This window comes from Streptomyces sp. NPDC012769 (assembly GCF_042901205.1).
Lineage (GTDB): Bacteria > Actinomycetota > Actinomycetes > Streptomycetales > Streptomycetaceae > Streptomyces.
On record NZ_JBIBCP010000011.1, the window covers coordinates 103,602 to 121,983 of the forward strand.

Genomic DNA, 18,382 nt, shown 5'->3' on the forward strand with positions numbered 1-18,382 from the left:
ATATGTCCGGGCCGGCACCCGGCAGGAGGTTGCGCGGCGCCCGCCCCGCAAGCCTTCCACCCTGGACCCCTACCTCGACTACCTGCAGCAACGCTGGGACGAGGGACAGCACAGCGCGAAGATCCTGCACGAGGAACTCCAGGCCAAGGGCTACCTCGGCCACTACCAGCGCGTGAACGTGTCCGTCGCACCCCTCAGACGGGGCCTGCCCCTGGACGAACCACGCGAGCGGCTGCCCTCACCACGCGAAGCCACCCGCTGGATCACCACCCACCCGCACCGCCGCAACCTCCACATCAACGACCGCCTGCCCCGGCTCCTGAAGCACTGCCCTGAACTCAGGCAAACTCACGATCTGCTCCGCCGGTTCGCCGCCATGCTCGACAACCGCGACGCGACACCCCTCCCGGACTGGCTGGACGACCTCGCCGGCAGCGGCCTGGCGCCTCTGGTCGGTCTCGCCGCAGCCCTTCACGAAGACCGCCATGCCGTCGCACAGGGAATCAGCACCGCCTACAACTCCGGCGTCAACGGAGACCGCATCACCGACGTCAAGCTGCAAAAACGCCTGATGGGCGGCCGCGCCGGCGTCCCTCTCCTCCGCCACCGCGTCGTCCTGATCGCCCACCTCCGCCGCCGCTACGCGGACCGCCTCCCGAGATGATCTCCGGCTAGGAAAATCTAGCCAGCGCTCCTTGGAGTGGGGCATACGCTGCCCTCATGGCTGATTCGAAGACAATCGCAGCCGACTGCGATCGGCTGGTCGGGCTCGTGGTGCCGCCCGCCGAACCTGTGGACGCTCACGGAGACTGGACTGCTGCGGAGATGACGATCGGCACTCGGCTTCCCGGCGATTACAAACGGCTCGTCGAGACCTACGGGTGGGGAGAGTTCTGCGATTTCCTCTACCTCCGAACACCGTTCGGTTCGAGCGAGCACAACGGCATCGAGTGGCAAAGCGCCCGCCTCACGGGATCCCTCGAACGGGATCGCGATCGCTACCCGTATCCGCTGCACCCGGCTCCCGGTGCACTGCTCGTCTGGGGCACCACGATGGATGCCGACCGACTGTGCTGGCTTGCCAGGGGGTCCCCTGACGACTGGCCTGTCGTGGTGTGGAGCAGCGAGGGCTGGTATGAGACTCATCCCATGAGAGCGGCAGCTTTCATCGAAGGCTGGGCCGGCGGGCATATTGGCTCTCGTCTGCTCATGGACATGGAACCGGGCCTGGCGCCATGGTTCAACGCCTTCCGCCCCCGCATCCACCGGTGCCTGCGCCTGTCCGATGGCCCCACTGCCCACCCTGAGCGTCTGCGGCGACTTCGCGAGGCACTGGCTCCCACCACGGACCGGGGGTCGTGGCGCTCCGCGTCCGACGAGTCAAGACAGGACCACTTCGCGACCGTCGACACCGACTGGCTGCTCACCTACGACGCGTCCCGCCCACACCAGATACGGATCGGCTTCCCGCCTGAAGACAGCGAACAGGTCCGGCAACGTCTCTTCGCCGCTGCGCAGCTCATGGGGTGTGAGGTTCTCCAGATCACGACTGCGGCCGGAAGATCCCTACCAACGTGGGACACCGCCACGGACGAAGACGAATAGCCCAGGGCAGTGGCGGCGATTTCGACCACACAAACAGCCGGTCAACTGAGCCGCCCGTTAGCGAACTGACTGCCAAGCCCAACGAGATGATCTCCAGCCACGAAATTCTTGCCAGAGCCACATAGGCGAGTACGCCGACACCGAGCTGGAGGCGGTGGTCCTGCGCGCTCTGGAGAAGGTCGGGATGCCGGACTTCGCCGACCGGCCCCCGCACCACCTCTCCGTCGGGCAGCGCCGCAGGGTCGCCGTCGCCACGGCCCTCGCCATGGGGCCGGAGATCCTCGTCCTCGACAAGCCGTCCTCCAACCTGGACCCGGCCTCGCGCCGCGAGCTCGCCGACATCCTGCGCTCCCTGGACGTCACCGTCCTCATGGTCACCCACGACCTGCCGTACGCCCTGGAGCTCTGCCCGCGCTCGGTCATCCTCGGCGAGGGCGCCATCGCCGCCGACGGGCCGCCGGGCGGGATCGTCCCCGACAGAGTTCTTGGCCCGGCATCGCCTGCAGCTGCCGTTCGCCTTCGTGCCGAGCTCCGCCGCCTGACTTTGGTCCGACCGGCTGGATGTGCCGGTGGTTCATGCCGGGGCGCTCCGCTGTGCGGCAGAGCCGAGGGTATGAAGGTAATTGAACAAAATCGGATGAAAGATCACCATCCGGTCATTCCCGAACATCAACCTCAGGAGTCGCATGATGCGCCCCATCAGAGCTGCCTTCCTCGGCACGGCCACGCTGGTCACCCTCCTCGCCTGCACCCCCCTCGCGGCCGCCGCGACGGACACCGGTACCGCCCAGGCCGGGGACAAGGGCCGGATCATCACAGTCCTGGCCGAGGTGCAGCAGCTGACCCGCTTCCCCGTCACCCCCGGCAGCGTCTCGCAGGGCGATCAAGTCGTCGTCCGCTCGGACCTCTTCGACGAGGCGCACAACAAGGTCGGCGAGACCCACGGCTCCTGCACCACCACCCGGGGCGGCGCTGACGAAGCGGAGCAGTGCCTCGTGACCTACACCCTTCCGGGCGGCCAGCTCACCACGCAGGGGGTGTACTTCAACTACATCGACCAGGGTCCCTTCGACAGCGCGATCACCGGCGGCACCGGGGAGTACAAGAAGGCTCGCGGCTGGGTCCACTCCGAGACGATCGCCACAACCCCCAAGGTCGTGAGGCGCTTCACGATCCACCTCGCCTGACAGACCCCGACGTCCCCCTGACCCCGGAATCCGGCCTTCTCCCCTCGCGTCGCACCGTTGGAGACGGTCGTACGAAAGGAAGTGTGGGTCAAGGGGACGTCCAGGGCGGCTTACCCTTCAGATCGTCAAACGCACCGACAACATGAGCGGGTTCGTGGTGCTTCCACGCAGGTGGGTGGTGGAGAGGACGCTGAGCTGGCTGATGCGCTCGCGGCGCCTTGCCCGGGACTACGAGACCCGGCCGAAAGCAGCGAAGCCGCCGCCCTGTGGTCGATGACCATGCGCACGGGACGCCGCCTCGCCCGCCACCGGACCCGAGACGTCACCCGGCCGCCCGCCGCGGCGTGAACACCCCGGGACGCTCCTCGGCCAGCCAACCCCGCTCCACCAGCCGCTTCACCTTCGAGCGCACCCCCTCGACCTTCGCCGACACCGTTTCCAGGCCCAGCCGTGCGGCCAACTCCCGTGCCCACAGCCCGGACCCGCCCGCCTCCGTCTCCGCCTCCGCCTCCGCCTCCGCCTCCAGCATGCCCACCAGCCGCTGGTAGTCCGGCGCGAGCACCGCCAACGTCATGCCCAACGCCAGTGCGGCACCACCGACCCCGCCACCGGGGCCACGGCAACGGCCGGCGGCGGCTCCGGCGGGTGGTCGGCCTCCGGCTCCGGCCCGGACAGGGCCTCGGCCAGCTCCACGCGGGCGATGGCCCGCCGCTCCAGCACCGCCTCCGCCTTCGCAAGCTCGGCCAGCACCCGCTCCGCCTCCTCGCGGAGCTCTTCGACCCGCACTTGCGCAGCCGTCTCGCGCGCTTCCAACAAGCCCATGACCGAAGCCATCGAGAACGTCCGTGTCATAACCGACAGACGTGACGGCCCGACTCATCCTCGATGCCACGGAGTTCACGCCTGACCAGCGGAAACCCACCGATCAAGTCCGGAAAGACAACGGCTACTCAGCGGAGTCCAGAACCGGCATCCGCCGCACTGCTCGTCGAACCATTCATCCCGGTAGTCGGGGTCTCCCGTGGAGCGATTGAGCAGCCGCAACCAGCGCCCGTGGACGTCGTTGCCGTCTCCCCCTCCGTTGCCGTCCGTCTGCGGCCTGCCCGATGCCATCCGTGCCCCAACCTCTCGCCAAATCAGCAAGGTCAATCTGCACGGCACCAGTAGCCAGCCGCCAGCTGCTTTCCGCGGCCCGCAGGCCATCGGTCCAGCGCGTCACAGGCATCACCCGCAAGGGCCGTTCGGCCGCTCCGCATAGCGGCGGCGGAGGTGGGCGATCAGTACGACGCGATGGCGGAGGCGAGGGACACCAGAGCGGCCGGCCATCAGCCGTTACTGCAGCTTGACGTCGGTGATGGGCCTTCGTGGGCGCCGGAGTTGTAGGGATGGTGATTACAGGCGAACGGGGTGCTGGTCTTCACGCAAGGCTCCGGCGAGGCCGGCGAGAGGGGCCAGGCCGCTGGGCTGCCACGGCTGGGACTTCACCGACGTCCCCGCCGACCGAGGCCGACGTGCGGATCGCCAGAGAGCTCCTGCCGGGACGTCACCGCGAGCCCGGACCGGGCCAAGCCGCCCGTGCCGGGAGATACCCTGCCGCTCGTCACGGCATTTGCAGTGCCTCCTCAGGCTCGCCCAGCTCGTACGAGCACTCCTCGACCGAGCCGCCCCCGGGCAGCTCTGCCCAAAGTTTCAGGGCGCGCCGGAGACGGCCGAGTCGATGTGCGCCGGCTGCGAGGGCCCATTCGCGGAGTTGGAGGACTACCTCCTCGCCCACAGCGCCCGGTGGCCCGACCGCCGAAACTGGAGCAGCAAAGGCTCTCCGTCCCGCCGTCCCCCGTCCCCCGTCCCCGTCCCCGTCCCCGTCCACAGCTACACCGCGTACTCCTTGTCGAGCCGGCTGGTGAGCGCAAGCAGCGCCAGCGGGATCACGACGGCTGCCGTGAGTGCGGCCAGCAACGGCACACGTTCGCCGGGCGTGAGATGGTGCAGCAGCTGGAGGTGGATCACGAGGTGCGGCGCGGCGAACACCAGGTACACGGCGAGCGCCGTACGGGCCATGCTCCGCCGTACGATGAAAAAGCTCACGCCCAGCACCACCGACGTGGCCAGGCTCATCGCGCCGTAGTCCATCATCAGATGCGCGTTGTACGGCATGCGCATCCCCACCCACGGGATGTCGAAGAACGAGCGGGGTGACAACAGAGCCCAACCCCCCACGGCGAACTGCGTCACGGCGAGGAAGGCCAGGCCCGCCCGCAGCCAGGTCCGGGCACTCATGCGGCGAGGAACTGCTCGAAGGTGCTGCGTCCGTCGGCGTGCTCAGGGGTCAGATGTACCCCTTCGCGGTAGCTGCGGATGCCAGCCCCCGGCATCGGCACCACCGGCCGGCGCCTGGAACGCGAGCGAGCGTAGGGGCAGGCCAGATCGGCGGCGGGGCGTACCTCGGGCCCGCCCATCTCCACCATCCGGCCGGTCGGTGGCGCGCCGGCCGGCATGGCCAGGCCGGCGGCCACCTCGCCGGCGTCGACGGGCCGGAAGCCGACCCCGCTGGGCATCACGATCATCGGCAGCCGGCGCCGGCTCGTGCACATCCAGACGCTGAGCTCGTGGAACTGGGTCCTACGCCGGATCGTCCACGGCAGGGCGGAGCGTTCCACCAGCTGCTCGCAGGCCGGCTTCGCCCGGTAGTAAGCCACGTCTACCTGACCGACGCCGACGAGGGACACATAAATCAGGTACGGGCGTCCGGCTCGCACCGCCGTCCGGATGAGGTTGCGCGTGGCAGTGATGTCCGCACGGTCGTTACCGGTCGCGCAGTGGACCATCACACCGACACCGTCGACTGCCTCCTCCAGGCCCACGCCAGTGAGTAGGACACCGCGCCACGTCTGCACATCCGATGGCGGCTTGCGGCTCAGCACGCGGACGGCATGACCGTCCGACAGAAGCTGTGGCCCGAGCGCGCGGCCGAGCCGGCCGACACCGTCCGTCACCGGGATCTGGTTCGTCACGGGGAGAAATCCTTCACTAAGAGCGCAATGCCGGTCCTCCGGCCTCGCGCGGCTGCCAGGTCACCGCCACACGCCGAATCCGGCAATGGGCAGTCACCCGACAAGAACCGGATACGCCCGCCGAATGTGACAGCCGCAGTTCATCGGGGACGGCGATGATGCGAATCCCGCAAACCGGCCGTTCGACGTCTCGGCACCAGCACGCCGACCAGCTCCTCGCCGGCCCAGGCCAGCAGCCCCAGTGCGCCGTTCACCTCCGCAGCCGACAGTCTCACCCCCTCACCGGCGATGCTCAACGATCCCACCCAGTACGCGGCAGGGGTGCTGGACCCAGTCACCGACGCGGCACACTGACCCCGCGCGGTCGGCACGAGGCGCGGATACGCCGTTGTGCGGGCCGTACGTGCGGGTGCCCCGCCCGGGAACACCAGGTGGGGCGAAGGGCGTCACGCCGTGGACAACCGCGTGAGCACGGGGCCGGGGCAGGGCGGGGGCGGGGCGGGGCGAAGGGGTCACCAGCTCCACCTCGTACAAGCAAGGAAGGAATCTCGCTTCCCCGCCGAACAACCCCCGACCTTCTCCTCGACAACGGCAAGCCCCGGGTCGACGGCGCCCGGCCAGGACATACGAAAACACGGATGCGAGCCCCACCTCACAACCTCATAGCCTCACAAGTCACGCCATCCGCCTGCGTAAACAGGGTGTGAAGCTTACATGCCACGCCCCGGCTGGCCACCGAAGCCGCAGGAGCCTGGGTACGGGTTTGCCGAGCGACCGGGCGTAGGCGATCTCGGCTCGGGTGCGGGCCGGGCCTATGAACGGCCGGCGGGCGCTGGACGTCGCTGCCGTCCCCGCGACGAGCGTCGCTTCGACCGCCGGACCGAACCCCACCCCACGCCTCAGCCATGACCTCGATGGCGCTCAGGGCGCCGTCCGCGGCCGCCGCGCTCCAGCCGCCGCCCGCGCTCACCGCGTTCGCGAGCAGACGTGCGCTCTCGGCCGCCTGATCCGCGCGCTGCGACTCCGGACAACGCCCGGTCCACAGCCCCACGAGACTCCTTCACGACGTACCCGGACATACATCAACGGTGAGTCCCACACGGCACCATCCGCAGCGAGCGCGCTCAAAGACACTCGCGAGGCCTCGCTGGGCGGCACGCTCGATCCGCCGCTCCCACCACCACGCGCGGCACACCGACACGGAACACTCCTCGGCGCTCTCACCAGCGGTGGTCAGCACCGTGGTAACCGGCCGAAGAACGTGGTGGAGCGGAGACACATGCCCGAGGGCGGCACGCTCGACGGTGGTCAGCACCGGGGTAAGCGGCCGAAGAGCGTGGTGAGTCCGACACAGCGGCGGCCCTGGCTCACCACGGCAACCAGCCGATCAGCGGGGTGCGCAGCGCACGGCCCCGTTACGTCGAGAAGGCCGATGTCCTGGAAATCGTCCGGCCGATCAGATCAAGCCTCAGGTCGAACGCCACTACGAGTCGACGGCGACTGTCTCACGTCGATGCACCGCCGCATGCGCGAGGCGAACCAGGAAGCCGATCGTCGAGTACAGGCACGCCGCGGTGACCGATCCGAAGACGACCAACGACACGATGTCGCCGAAGCCGCGTCCGTGCCAGTCATCGGCCGCCAGCCACCCCGCAGCCAGCCAGCAACCCCACCCCTTGACGAGCTCCTTCAGCTCCCGCTTCACGTTCACCCCCGGATCCTAGGCAACGCCGAAGATGAGCATGCCGGCGAGCCCACCTCACCACCCGAGACGCCGAAACGGGATGGACGCACGGCACCGGGGCGCGGACGCAGTCCTCGCCGCCTGGGCCGTCTGGTCACCTGTGGTGGCCGCCTGCTGTCCGTTCTCGGGTTCCGGCACAGATGCTGTGTGGGCACTTTCAGAGGGCGGTTCGTGAGCTCGGAGCAAGTTCCTACTCCGGCGCCCTAACCCGTCAGCCGGTGGCGGACTTGGGCTCCGCAGTGTCGCGGACCCGTTCGGCGAGCTGCAGCATAGACCCGTACGTAGCCAGTCGGCCGCGAAGGCGGAGGAAGTAGGACCGGCTGGAGCACTGGAAGATCTCTCGTCGGGTCACCTTCCAAAGGCTGTGCTCGTACGTGCTCGCCGCCTCCAGCAGGGCCGCTTCGGCTTCCTCCGCACTGCCGTCGAATTCCTTGAGCGTTCGAGCGTCCCGATCCGTCTCGCTGACACCGTCGACGGGTATGGCAAGCACAATCCATCTGGACACGCCGAGATCCGTTCCCCCTGCACCGCCGGTCGCGGCGCGCACCACCCGAATGTGGCAGTCCCACCGGAGTGACCCCAGAAACGACGCGCTCCGCGCAGCGACCACGAAGCCAGCCCGGGCCACTCCGCCGGAAATCCAGTCCCGTCTGCCCCACCCCGCCGCATACCGTGAACGCGTTCAACAAGGGGAGGGACCCAGCACGTGAACCACCGCACCATCCGCCGCGCCGCCGCGGCCGCGCTCATCACCGCCACCATCACCACCACGGCCGCCGCCTGCGGCCCCGCCGACACCGACGCCGGCGCGAAGAACACCCCCAGCACCAGCCCGGCCAAGCCGAAGGACGCCTTCGACGGCCTGACCGGCGCCCAGATCAGCGATAAGGCGAAGACCGCCCTCAAGAGCGTCACCTCCCTGCGCGTCACCGGCGACGCACCCGACGGCAGCGGCAGCACCATCACCGTGAACATGGCCATGGACACCAAGGGCTCCTGCCGCGGCACGATCACCCAGCCCGGCGCCGGCGTCATCGACATCATCAAGAACCGCAGCAGCATCTTCATGAAGGGCGACGAGACCTTCTGGCGCGCCTCCCTCGCCTCCGACAAGAAGAAGCTCACCGCCAAGCAGACCGACGCCGTCCTCGAACTTGTCAAGGGCCGCTGGATGAAGGTCGACAAGAAGACCGCCAAGGCCATGACCCGCAAGGACATGTGCGACCTCAGCACGCTCGCCGACGAACTCAAGGGCGACTCACCCGCCGACACCAGCCGCGGCGCCGACATCACCCGCGCCGGCCAGCCCCTCGCCGTCATCTACGACCGCGGCGACGCAGACACAGTCACGACCGTCCACGTCGCCAAGACCGGCAAGCCTTACCCCGTCGAGATCATCAACACCGGCGGCACCGACGCCGGCTCCCTGAAGTTCACCGACTTCAACAAGCCCGTCGACACCACCCCGCCGCCCGCCGACCAGATCCTCGACCCCAAAAAGCTCAGCCGCTGACCCCGCCCCGCCCCCGGCCCCGCCCACACGGCGGGGCCACACGGAGGCGTCCGCGATACAGCAACCCCACCGCGCGGTAGGCCTACGGCATGGACCGGCAGACCACGTCCGGGTCCCGCGGAGGCGCCGAACGCTCAGCCCACCGGTCGGCCGGTCTCACAGCCCTCGGCGGCGCCCTTATCGGCCCCCCACCGGCCTCCTGGGCACCGGACTCGGCTACGTGCAGGGAGAGAAGGCCCAGGTCGCCACCGCGACCGCCCGACGAGCCGACATCAGACGCGCCGCCTACGTCGAGTACGCCGCCAGCTGCCGCTCCTTCGAAAGCACGAGCACGTACCTGCTGCCGCTTCTCAACTCAAAGAGGGACCAGAACAAGAAGCGCCGCGAGTACGAGGAGGGGTACATCGCCCGCCTGGTCGAACGCCTACAACTCCTCCGTAGTTAGTGAGAAGCAGGTGAGACCACCGACCGGGTCCGCCGCATCACGTACCACGTCTTCGCCTCGCTCGCCAGCACCCCCTGGCGGCTTGACGTGCCGCACGACAACACCGGCGAGCGCCTGGACCCCGATCAGTCCTACCAGCTCCTCTAAGTAGCCTCCGTCCGCCGGCCCGTCGGCAACACCGTCGACATCGCCTCCCGGATCCACACCGCCCTCGCCGCTCGTCGTCGCCCGAGTACACGTCTCCCCGACTCCAACCCGACACCGTGGCCTACCTCATGGCCGCCAGGAAATCGTCCGTGCCACCGCACCACTGCGTGGCCTTCGAGAACAGCGACAACGGCATACAAGCGGCCCTCATCGCCCGCATGCCCGTCATCGGTGCCGGGCCGACAACTCCTGGGAGCCGCCCGCACCCCCGCGAAGCACCCGGCCACACCCTCACCAGCCACAAACGGCGGTGATCAGTCCTTGGACGGTGATCTCCCTGGGCTGGGCGGCTCGTACACTGCCGAAAATGGAGGAACACACGGACACCGGGACCGGTGCCCGTCCGGCGCCCGCCCTGCGGCAGTACGTCGACTCGTATGTCGGCTTCGACCTCCGCGGGCTCCCGACGGGGGTGCACTGCGGCCCGCCGAGCCGCGCGCTCACTGCCGTGATCAGCCTGTCTGATCCTTTGGAGGTGGCGACGGGCGTTGACGACGGGACACCGGTCACTCGATTCAGCAGCGTGGCCGGCGGTCTGATGCGCCGGTCCGTCGCCATTCACCACGACGGACGCCAGCACGGCGTTCAGGTATCGCTGACACCGCTCGGGGCCCGGGCCATCTACGGCATGCCCGCGACTGGTCCCACTTGACGAGCTTCTCGGAGCGCTTGCCGCAGAGCTGGTCGACCGGCTCCGATCGGCGACGACATGGGCGGCGCGGTTCACGGTGCTGGACGAATTGCTCCTCCGAGCTGTCGGCCGTGGCTCCTGCGGCGACCATGTGCGCTGGGTGCGCCCCGAGGTAGCCGAGGCATGGCGCCGCCTCGTCGCCGCGCGGGGTTGCGTCCAGGTTGGTGCGGTCGCCGCGGAACTCGGCTGGAGCCGTCGGTACCTCACCGAGCGGTTTCGCGGTGAGGTGGGCCTGTCACCGAAAACCTTCGCTCGAGTCTTGCGCTTCGAGCACGCGCACGAACTGGCGGTAGCGCAGGACCCGCTCCCGTGGGGCGAGGTGGCAACCGTCTCTGGCTACGCCGACCAGGCCCATCTCGTTCGGGACTGGCGCGAGTTCACGGGCCGATCGCCGACGGCCTGGCGTCGCGGCGAAGTCCTCCTCAAAGCCGGGTAGCCGCCAACGCTCTGCCCTTCACGTCGGCTTCTCCTCCCTTTTCTTCAAGACCGCCCGATCGCTGTCGTGGACGATCGTCGGCATGAGACTCGTCAACCACGAACGCCATGCCATGGACCTGCGGACCACCCCCGTGCACCTCGGAGTGGGATCGAGAGCGAAACCCGTCGAGGGCTTCACCTGGGACTCGCAGATGCTCCAGGCCTACAGCGTCGCGGACGCGGCAGACGGCGCCGAGGGCCGGATGGTGATGCTCTTCGACGGCGACGGGCTCGGCGACCATTGGGAGAGCCACCCTGCGGGCGACGAACTGGTCGTTGGCCTCAGCGGGCCCGTGACGGTCACCCGCGACGTGGACGGGGTGCCCGACCGCGTACTGCTCGGGCCGGGTGGGGCCACCATCAGTCCGGCCCGGGTATGGCACGTGGTCGACATGGAGGGACCGACGTCCATCCTCGCCATCACTGCGACCCCCAGCACCAACCACCGTCCTCGGACCGACACCCGCCCGGCCGCAGGCGTCGGCACGCCCAGCCCGGAGGAAGCATCGTGACCACACGCATCGCGTGCCTCGGCGACAGCCTCACCCGCGCGCAGTTCAGCGTCGACTACCTGGAGATTCTCGGACGACGCCACCCTCCCGGTGACGTGCAGCTCGCCCGTTTCGGCGCCAACGGCGACTTCGCCTACAACCTCTTGCAGCGCCTCGATACTGTCGTCACGAACCCACCCGATGTCATCACCGTGTTGATCGGGACCAACGACGCCCGAGCGAGCCTTGCCGGTTACCCCATCGAGCAGGCCATGAAGCGCAAACAACTCCCCCATCGCCCGTCGGCTGGCTGGTTCCAACAGTGCCTGGGAGCCGTCGTCGCACGGCTGCGAGCGGAGACCGACGCGACGATCGGTCTGCTGTCGCTACCGGTACTCGGCCAACAACTCGACGCAGCAGCAGCACAGGCATCGCAGGCCTACAGCCGGATGATCGCCGAGGTCGCCGCCACAAACGAGGTGGCCTACCTTCCGCTCCACGAACGCCAGATCGAGGAACTACGCCAAGCGGACCCGCCCCCGATTTCATACCGGGAGGCGACGCCCGCAGCGGTCGTCGGCGTCCTCGTCCAGCACGCAGTGCTGCGCCGCAGCCTCGACACGATCTCGCGACGGCGAGGTCTCGTGCTCACGACCGACCACATCCACCAGAACAGCCGCGGCGCCACCCTTATCGCCGAGGCCATCGACGCCGGTCTGCTGACCCAGAGCGCGTAGCGCGTTCCGGCGCACAGCCAGTCGGATGCCACTGGCCCACCCCGCCGCCGGAGGTCCTGCCGCACGGTGGGGTACGGCCCCGGCGACCGCATCGCGATACAGCACCACCATCCGGCGGCCCCGGCGGTGAGGCGCTGGAACTGCTCCTCACGCTTCGACAAGGAGACCGCCAAATGCCAGGCAGTTCTCCACCAGGCCCTTGACCGGGTCATGCACAAAGCCAAGTCAGAAGGGCTCTGACCAGGCAGCACGCCCAGAGCAGCTCACAGGCCCGTACGGCTGTCAGGCGTAACCAGACGGCCCTGGAGACGACCGGAGCGTTCCTCGACGACCTGGAGGAACACAGCTACGCCGCCGGCACACGCCGCCAGCGGGCCCGCTCCCTCACCGACTACCTGGAGCACGCTGCCAACGCAGCAGATGGCTCCCCCACCCTGACCATGTCCAGCAGCACTCCGACGGCGTCGGAGTGCTGCTGGACGATCGTGTGCGTGGACTCGACCACGGTCCAAGCCCATCAGCACGCGGCCGGGGCCCGAAACGGAAGCCAACCTCTCGCTCTCGAAACGGCCCGCCGATCGGACCGCGCCCGCAACATGCCGAAGGCTGCCAATCCCCCCTTTTTGGAGAGGGTTGGATGGAGACCGCATAAGCCGCCACGCGTACACGAGGACCAGAATCACCCGTGGGCGACACCGGGAACGAGGTCCGGCCCGGTCCGGAGGAGCGTCGTGGCCAGGGCAAACACAAAACGCCCCGCCCGGAAGATCCGGGCGGGGCGAGCGGGCCGGGGTGGACACCGCGTCGTGGCGGCGGGGTCGATGTCGATGCCAAGTGTGCGGCGCACACTCCGGGCCGGCGCCGGGTGCGGGTCGAGGACTCGACGGGCGCGCAGCTCGGCGACGTCGGGCAGATCAAGACGCAGAATGCCGGCGAGCAGGTCGGCCCTGAGCGGCCTGAATCGGCACGGCCTGCGGGTCGGAGCCGAGGTCCAACGCGAAGTTCGGCCGCATCTTCGTAGCACACATGTTTGACACGCCGAACGACCCCGGCCAGCTGAAGATCCTGGAACGGCTGGCAGAGATCATCCTGCGCGGCATCCGCCTCAAGATCCCCCCACTCGAACGGCGCCGGCTGCACCATGGCCGTCAGCCACACCGGCCCCTCACCCGCGAACAGGCTCTCCAGCTGCTCGCTGCTCAGCAACCGCACCGTCCCCGCGTGCGCGACAGGCCGACCCGACACCGACCTCGGCATCCTCGACTAAGCCGGCAGCGCGGGGCCCGACCCCCGGCCGGTGAGGGGCCGGAGGCAGAAAGGGGCGCGCGTGTTCTAGGGGATGTCCACGACCTCGTCGGGCCTATGCATCACCGGCCAGGTGGACGCGGCCGTGCAGCTCAGCGGGCCGCGGCCGTGCAGGGCTGGATCGCGACGAACTCGGTGTAGTGGTCGCGGTAGGTTTCGGTGAACGTCAGCGGCGGGCACAGCTGTGCCCGCCGGCGCATGTCGGCGGCGTCCTCGGGCAGGACGTAACGGGCCTTCTGGTAGTCGCGGACTGCGGCGGCGAAGGCCTTGGCGTAGGCCTCGTGGGAGCTGAAGCCGAGTTGCTGTACGGTGCGCAGGTTGTCGTAGCTGCCGACGAAGCCGGGGATGTAGCGTGCCTCGCCGAGTTCGACGAACGGCAGCCGGGGCACCCGTCGGCCGGTGCGGTCCTCGGTGATCGCGTTGCCGATGGCGTCGCGGACGACGGTGCCGTTCTCCGTACGCAACTGCGTGCTCGTCGGCGGTGGAGATCCCTTGCGGACCCAGTCGTGCCCCTGCAGGAAATGCGCGCGCAGCGCGGGGACGAAGGAGGCCGGTGTCGTCTGCCTCACCGGGAACGGGACGTCCAGCGGCGCGTCCAGCGGATCCGGCACGTGCGGACTGCCCGCGACGACGTAGAAGCGGTAGCGGTTCAGGGCGGCGCCCCGGTCGGTCAGGTCCGTGGGGTCGTCAGCTTCCGAGTTCACGATGACGATCTTGCCGTCGAAGCGGCCGGCGCCCAGGTCGGCCTGCGGGTCGAAGCCCTCCGTGGTGATCGGCACGGCCAGGTCGAACATGCCCGCAGCGGCGCCGGCATGGACCAGGCGGAGGATGGGGTATGAACTGTCGGAGAAGCCCGTGACGTACTTGCGGGACACCTTTCCGACCATCGAGCGGCCGCCGGAGGAGAGCGCTCTGGCGAAGTCGGTGATAATCTCGTCGTCGACCCTCGCCCCGTCCTCCTCGATTCCTCCCTCGATGAACGTGCCGGGGACGGACGGGTCGAGGATGCGGTTGCCGAGCGTGCTCCAGCCGACGCCGGCGTGTGCGAATCCGCGTCGGAACACGAAATCCCTGCCGAGGTAGACGTTGAGCGTACCGAGGCCCACCGCGAAGTGCGGCGGCTCCACAAGCACGGTGCCGTTGGAGCGGTGCGGTTCGGCCGGGGCGCTGATCCGGTAGGGCACCCGGAACCGGCCGGTGGACGTCCGGCCTTCGAACACGCCGTCGTACTGGACGTAACGGATGCCGCCGAACGACCCTAGGGGCGTGGTCGTCGGACGGCTGAGCCGGTCTTCGGTCCCGCCCTGCGCGGGGTCGGCGGCGTCGTGGGGCGCCGGAAGCAACTGGGAATGACGGGGGACGGCCTGGACGCCTGTTGCCGGCAGGGCCGACATGAGTGCCGCCAGGAGCAGTGCCCATAGCCCGAGCCGCCTCCGGCGGAAGCGCCCAGGCTGCGGGAGGGGATGGGAATGAGCGGCCGGTCGGCCGGGTTGCGACCGCCACTGAAGCGTGACCGGGCCGCTGAATCGGAACCATTGCCAGAACATCGGGTGCTCCTCCTTCTACGCCGGGAAGCACTCATACGGTGCTCCGGCACTGGAGCCAGCCGACCACCCCTGGTCCGATACGGCCTACCAGCCTCGCCCAACAGAGCGAACCGCCTCCGCCGTCTGGGGCCACAATTTCATGAACAGCTCAGTCACAGGGATTCAGCAGCCGACTGTCGTCCTTGACTTGTTCATGCAGCGATGGAGGATTGCCAGGCTCAGGGTGAGGTGGAGTGCGTCAGCGGTGACGACGGCTGCTTTCGTTAGACGGCTACCGGTCCGTAGGGAGTCGCGGTGCGGCCGGAGCCACCGCCGCTTCGATGCGGTGGAAGTATCGGGGTGCGAGCAGTGCCGGTGGCGTTTAGGGTCCTGATCTCATGACATCGTTCCTCCACCGGTCGCTTCTTTCCTCCGATGACTTCCTTCATCGTCTGCGGACGTGCTTTCCCACGGCTGAGGCCGAGCGAGCCATGACCGCGGCGGGTGTCGAGGTCCTCGGCGTGCGCGTGCCGCGCGAGCAGGCCCGCACGGTGTGGGAGGAGTGGCGCGGCAGGCACGGCGAGACCGGTTGGTGGCCGTACGTCACGTTGAGCTCGCCGACGGATATGACCGAGGGGCGCCGGGAGTTGGGGTGCGATGCCGACGTGCTGGAGAAGTGGGTCGGCGAAGCCGTCTGCCAGGACCACGACGCCAGGGCGGCGTCCATACTGGTGTCGGCCTGCCGGTGGGCGGTCGAGGAAGTCGCCAACGTGGACGACGATGTCGACCTCTGGCGGTCCGACTACGACCCCGACCGGCTGGCACCCCTGCTCGCACCGGCCGTGGAACGGCCACTGCAGGGGGTGTCGCAGTGGGCCACCGGGACCCGGGACTTCTTCGAGATGGACCTGCGGTGGGTGAATTTCGTGGCCACGCGCGGTGGCTACGAGGTTCCGGTGCTCCTGCCGTTCGTCTACACGACGTGGGGCTGGGCCGGGTACGGCGACCGCGGCCTGACCCCCCTCGACACCTCCGCGCTCCTGCGCCGCTGGCACGAGCAGTGGGGCGCCGAGCTCTTCTTCGCCGACGGCTCCTATCTGGAGCTGGTCGTCGACCGGCCGCCCCTGGACCCGCAGGGCGCCGCGCAGGCCGCCGCGGAGCTGCGCGCCTACTGCCACGACACCGTGGACGATGCGGTGAAGACCGGCGACACAATGGCCCGCTCGACGATGTGGTCACTCTGGTGGGACTGAACCAGACCGCAGGCCCCCATGGGGCGGTGCGCGGCTGACGGCCGCACACCGTCGCTCTGTCAGTGCGGCACCTCCGCGGACGGGAAGCAGACGTGTTGGTCGCTTCTGCAGATTTCGGCCTCAGGATCGAGGGGGCCGTAGGGACGGTCGAACGTCAGGAAGGTGACCATGCGGCCGGAGGGGAACCTCGCGACCGCCTGATGCACCGGTCCCATTCCCTTGCGGCGCTTGACATGGTCGAACCGTGCCGGGCCGCCCTCAGCGATCACGAAGCTCACGTTGCGGACCTTGTCGAGATTGTCCTCGGTGGTCACCCGGTCAGGCTCGCCCGGGACCGTGAGAAGCAGTCCGGGCGCAGGCGGCTTCTCAGGGAGCCGGCCGCAGGTGTACGAGCTGTAGCCTTCCCGGATCTTGCCGTAGCAGTAGGTGTGCCCGTCGGGCATCCAGGCCAGCTCCCCGCTCTCGGCGTCCAGGCGATGGATCACGACCACCTCGTCGGCCGGTGGAACCTGGTGTCCTGCTGGTAGCCGGATCGCGAACGCCGCCTGCAGGAAAACGTGGTCACGGTCGCTGGCCGCCGCTTTGCCCAGCGGCCGCGCCGGCATCTTGTCGTACGGCCGTTGTGTGACTGACGGTCGTGTAGCGGCCGAGGGCTTCACCGCTGCGGGCTTCGAGGAGTCCCGCGGCTGTTCCGTCCCCGACGTGCAACCAGCCGACGCCACCAGCAGCGTGCCTGCGGCACTCATGAGAAACCGCTGTCTCAAGGCGCTCCCCCCGGGCGTACGGCTCTTGTCCGGCAGGCGATAGCGCCGAAGCAGTGATCAGTCCGGTCTCTTGGGTCCCCGTTGGCTGGGTGGTCTGCGGGCCGTGGCGGGGATCGTCGAGCGGCTGGTACCGGACGATTGTGGGAGCAGTTCCGAGGGTTGGCGGGTCCCTTCAGCACCGTTGCGCGGGCCCGATGACCGTGAGGCCCACCTGCGCGGCGAGCCAGTGGGCGTACGGCTCGTTTCCCTGGCGGCCGTCGAAGACGGCGCTGCGGACATGGACGAGCACGCTGTGATCGTCGGTGGGCTCATCGAGCTCGCGGGTGTGGGTGTTGAAGAGAAGTGTCACTTCAGCGTGCTTGGACTCGCCGTGGAATCCCGCCTCGGCCTTCGCCATCCGCCGCACCTCGGCGACGGAGGAAAGTTCCGCGTACGCGGAAACCTCGGAGTGCTCGCAGCGGCCGAACTCCATGAGACGGCGCGCGGTGCACAGGGCGAGTGCCGGGTCGGGGGTACGGAAGACGGGATAGGCAACGTCGTTGGACACCCGGAGACTGTGCCACGGTCCGTCATCGCAGGAGATCACATTTACGGCACCCTTCCTATGGGTCGGTAGGCTGCGAGGGGTGGCGGGGATCGTTGAGCGGTTGGTACCCGGTGAGTTGTGGGAGTTGTTTCAGCGGGTGGTTCCGGAAGCACCATGCGGCCTCGGGGGGGTCGGCAACGGCATGGCGACCGGGAGTGCACCGCCTTCTCCTCGACGAGCTCGGCTCCCGGGCTAAGTTGGACTGGTCGAGGTGCGCGATCGACTCGGTGCACATGCGGGCGACGAAAAGGGGGACCTGACAGGTCCGAATCCTGCCGACCGGGGCAAGTACGGGTCGAAGAGCCATCTGATCACCGAGCGGACCGGTCTGCCCATCTCCGTCGGGATATCGGCGGAGAACCTGCACGACAGCCAGGCCCTGCTCCCGCTGGTGAAGGGCATACCCTCCCGATCCGTTCGCCCCGTGGTCGACGCCGACGCAAGCCCGGCAAGCTCCACGCCGACAAGGGCTACGACTACCGCCACCTGCGGCAATGGTTCTCCGGCCGAGGCATCCGACACCGCATCGCCCGCTAAGGGCATCGCGAATTCCCAGCGACTGGGGCGACACCGGTGCACTATCGAACACACCATGTCCTGGCTCGACGGCTCCAGGCGACTCCACCGACGCTACGAACGCAAGGCCGACCACTTCCCGCCTTCACGAGCATCGCCTGCACCCTGACCTGCTATCGAAGACTCACCAAATGAGATGACGTCTTAGAAATCGCGTTAGGCGCAGGTCGGGCTTCCGGGGCCTCAGATCGTGCGGCAGAAGCTGACCGGTCCGTGTGCGGTCGGTTCGGCCCGGACGTCGTCGGGTGGTTGCAGACCGACAGG

General features: G+C 68.7%; 19 protein-coding genes and 5 pseudogenes. 15 read left to right on the forward strand and 9 right to left on the reverse strand.

What is annotated here, in order from left to right; translation table 11 throughout:
- The first annotated feature begins 178 nt into the window (after positions 1 to 178).
- From ACFY7C_RS36485 to ACFY7C_RS36505, 5 genes and pseudogenes are all read left to right on the forward strand, one after another.
- Positions 179 to 664 carry a hypothetical protein gene (locus ACFY7C_RS36485; RefSeq protein WP_389659875.1) on the forward strand — a complete coding sequence of 162 codons (486 nt, stop codon included), beginning with the start codon at positions 179 to 181 and terminating at the stop codon, positions 662 to 664.
- Between the two features lie 56 nt (positions 665 to 720).
- Positions 721 to 1,605 carry an SMI1/KNR4 family protein gene (locus ACFY7C_RS36490; RefSeq protein WP_389659878.1) on the forward strand — a complete coding sequence of 295 codons (885 nt, stop codon included), beginning with the start codon at positions 721 to 723 and terminating at the stop codon, positions 1,603 to 1,605.
- A gap of 139 nt (positions 1,606 to 1,744) precedes the next feature.
- A pseudogene (locus ACFY7C_RS36495) lies at positions 1,745 to 2,147 on the forward strand (energy-coupling factor ABC transporter ATP-binding protein); the annotation flags it as partial.
- A 147-nt stretch (positions 2,148 to 2,294) separates the two neighbouring features.
- The gene (locus ACFY7C_RS36500) at positions 2,295 to 2,792 is read left to right on the forward strand and encodes a hypothetical protein (protein WP_389659881.1); all 498 of its coding nucleotides are present in this window, start codon (positions 2,295 to 2,297) and stop codon (positions 2,790 to 2,792) included.
- Positions 2,793 to 2,895: 103 nt separating this feature from the next.
- A pseudogene (locus ACFY7C_RS36505) lies at positions 2,896 to 3,069 on the forward strand (transposase); the annotation flags it as partial.
- 45 nt (positions 3,070 to 3,114) lie between these two features.
- On the opposite strand, the gene ACFY7C_RS36510 reads toward ACFY7C_RS36505, so the two are convergent.
- The 6 genes from ACFY7C_RS36510 to ACFY7C_RS36535 all read right to left on the reverse strand — a co-directional run bounded on the left by ACFY7C_RS36510 (position 3,115) and on the right by ACFY7C_RS36535 (position 8,094).
- Positions 3,115 to 3,366 (reverse strand): hypothetical protein, encoded by a 252-nt coding sequence (locus ACFY7C_RS36510; protein WP_389659884.1) that lies wholly within the window; start codon positions 3,364 to 3,366, stop codon positions 3,115 to 3,117.
- Positions 3,363 to 3,614 carry a hypothetical protein gene (locus tag ACFY7C_RS36515; protein WP_389659886.1) on the reverse strand — a complete coding sequence of 84 codons (252 nt, stop codon included), beginning with the start codon at positions 3,612 to 3,614 and terminating at the stop codon, positions 3,363 to 3,365. The genes ACFY7C_RS36510 and ACFY7C_RS36515 overlap by 4 nt, the downstream gene beginning before the upstream one ends.
- 1,047 nt (positions 3,615 to 4,661) lie before the next feature.
- Positions 4,662 to 5,069: a hypothetical protein gene (locus ACFY7C_RS36520; RefSeq protein ID WP_389659889.1), complete on the reverse strand. Its 408-nt coding sequence runs from the start codon at positions 5,067 to 5,069 to the stop codon at positions 4,662 to 4,664.
- On the reverse strand, positions 5,066 to 5,803 hold the full coding sequence (locus ACFY7C_RS36525; protein WP_389659892.1) for an SDR family oxidoreductase: 738 nt from the start codon (positions 5,801 to 5,803) through the stop codon (positions 5,066 to 5,068). The genes ACFY7C_RS36520 and ACFY7C_RS36525 overlap by 4 nt, the downstream gene beginning before the upstream one ends.
- A 1,483-nt stretch (positions 5,804 to 7,286) precedes the next feature.
- Positions 7,287 to 7,514, reverse strand: coding sequence for a hypothetical protein (locus tag ACFY7C_RS36530; protein ID WP_389659894.1), 228 nt, complete (start codon positions 7,512 to 7,514; stop codon positions 7,287 to 7,289).
- A 244-nt stretch (positions 7,515 to 7,758) separates the two neighbouring features.
- Positions 7,759 to 8,094 (reverse strand): hypothetical protein, encoded by a 336-nt coding sequence (locus tag ACFY7C_RS36535; RefSeq protein WP_389659897.1) that lies wholly within the window; start codon positions 8,092 to 8,094, stop codon positions 7,759 to 7,761.
- Positions 8,095 to 8,253: 159 nt separating this feature from the next.
- On the opposite strand from ACFY7C_RS36535, the gene ACFY7C_RS36540 reads away from it, so the two are divergent.
- The 8 genes and pseudogenes from ACFY7C_RS36540 (at position 8,254) to ACFY7C_RS36575 (ending at position 13,375) form a co-directional block, all read left to right on the forward strand.
- Positions 8,254 to 9,060, forward strand: a complete 807-nt coding sequence (locus ACFY7C_RS36540; RefSeq protein ID WP_389659899.1) for a hypothetical protein — start codon at positions 8,254 to 8,256, stop codon at positions 9,058 to 9,060.
- A 220-nt stretch (positions 9,061 to 9,280) separates the two neighbouring features.
- Entirely contained in the window at positions 9,281 to 9,505 is a 225-nt protein-coding gene (locus tag ACFY7C_RS36545) for a hypothetical protein (protein ID WP_389659902.1), read from the forward strand.
- 296 nt (positions 9,506 to 9,801) lie between these two features.
- Positions 9,802 to 9,966, forward strand: a complete 165-nt coding sequence (locus tag ACFY7C_RS36550) for a hypothetical protein (RefSeq protein ID WP_389659905.1) — start codon at positions 9,802 to 9,804, stop codon at positions 9,964 to 9,966.
- 53 nt (positions 9,967 to 10,019) lie between these two features.
- Positions 10,020 to 10,839, forward strand: a pseudogene (locus ACFY7C_RS36555) (helix-turn-helix domain-containing protein).
- A gap of 82 nt (positions 10,840 to 10,921) precedes the next feature.
- Positions 10,922 to 11,392: a cupin domain-containing protein gene (locus tag ACFY7C_RS36560; protein WP_389659907.1), complete on the forward strand. Its 471-nt coding sequence runs from the start codon at positions 10,922 to 10,924 to the stop codon at positions 11,390 to 11,392.
- On the forward strand, positions 11,389 to 12,108 hold the full coding sequence (locus ACFY7C_RS36565; protein ID WP_389659910.1) for an SGNH/GDSL hydrolase family protein: 720 nt from the start codon (positions 11,389 to 11,391) through the stop codon (positions 12,106 to 12,108). The genes ACFY7C_RS36560 and ACFY7C_RS36565 overlap by 4 nt, the downstream gene beginning before the upstream one ends.
- A 439-nt stretch (positions 12,109 to 12,547) precedes the next feature.
- Positions 12,548 to 12,689 (forward strand): annotated as a pseudogene (locus ACFY7C_RS36570) (IS5/IS1182 family transposase); the annotation flags it as partial.
- 560 nt (positions 12,690 to 13,249) lie between these two features.
- Positions 13,250 to 13,375, forward strand: coding sequence for a hypothetical protein (locus tag ACFY7C_RS36575; protein WP_389659912.1), 126 nt, complete (start codon positions 13,250 to 13,252; stop codon positions 13,373 to 13,375).
- A 130-nt stretch (positions 13,376 to 13,505) separates the two neighbouring features.
- Here the strand turns inward: ACFY7C_RS36575 and ACFY7C_RS36580 are convergent, their stop codons facing one another.
- Positions 13,506 to 14,756: an alpha/beta hydrolase domain-containing protein gene (locus tag ACFY7C_RS36580; RefSeq protein WP_389659919.1), complete on the reverse strand. Its 1,251-nt coding sequence runs from the start codon at positions 14,754 to 14,756 to the stop codon at positions 13,506 to 13,508.
- Between the two features lie 674 nt (positions 14,757 to 15,430).
- Between ACFY7C_RS36580 and ACFY7C_RS36585 the strand changes: the two genes are divergently transcribed.
- Positions 15,431 to 16,192 (forward strand): DUF4253 domain-containing protein, encoded by a 762-nt coding sequence (locus ACFY7C_RS36585; RefSeq protein ID WP_389659922.1) that lies wholly within the window; start codon positions 15,431 to 15,433, stop codon positions 16,190 to 16,192.
- 59 nt (positions 16,193 to 16,251) lie between these two features.
- Here the strand turns inward: ACFY7C_RS36585 and ACFY7C_RS36590 are convergent, their stop codons facing one another.
- Both ACFY7C_RS36590 and ACFY7C_RS36595 read right to left on the reverse strand, forming a co-directional pair.
- On the reverse strand, positions 16,252 to 16,797 hold the full coding sequence (locus tag ACFY7C_RS36590; RefSeq protein ID WP_389659925.1) for a hypothetical protein: 546 nt from the start codon (positions 16,795 to 16,797) through the stop codon (positions 16,252 to 16,254).
- 331 nt (positions 16,798 to 17,128) lie between these two features.
- Positions 17,129 to 17,503 (reverse strand): hypothetical protein, encoded by a 375-nt coding sequence (locus tag ACFY7C_RS36595; RefSeq protein WP_389659928.1) that lies wholly within the window; start codon positions 17,501 to 17,503, stop codon positions 17,129 to 17,131.
- 79 nt (positions 17,504 to 17,582) lie between these two features.
- Between ACFY7C_RS36595 and ACFY7C_RS36600 the strand changes: the two are divergent.
- Positions 17,583 to 18,253 (forward strand): annotated as a pseudogene (locus ACFY7C_RS36600) (IS5 family transposase).
- Positions 18,254 to 18,382 lie beyond the last annotated feature (129 nt).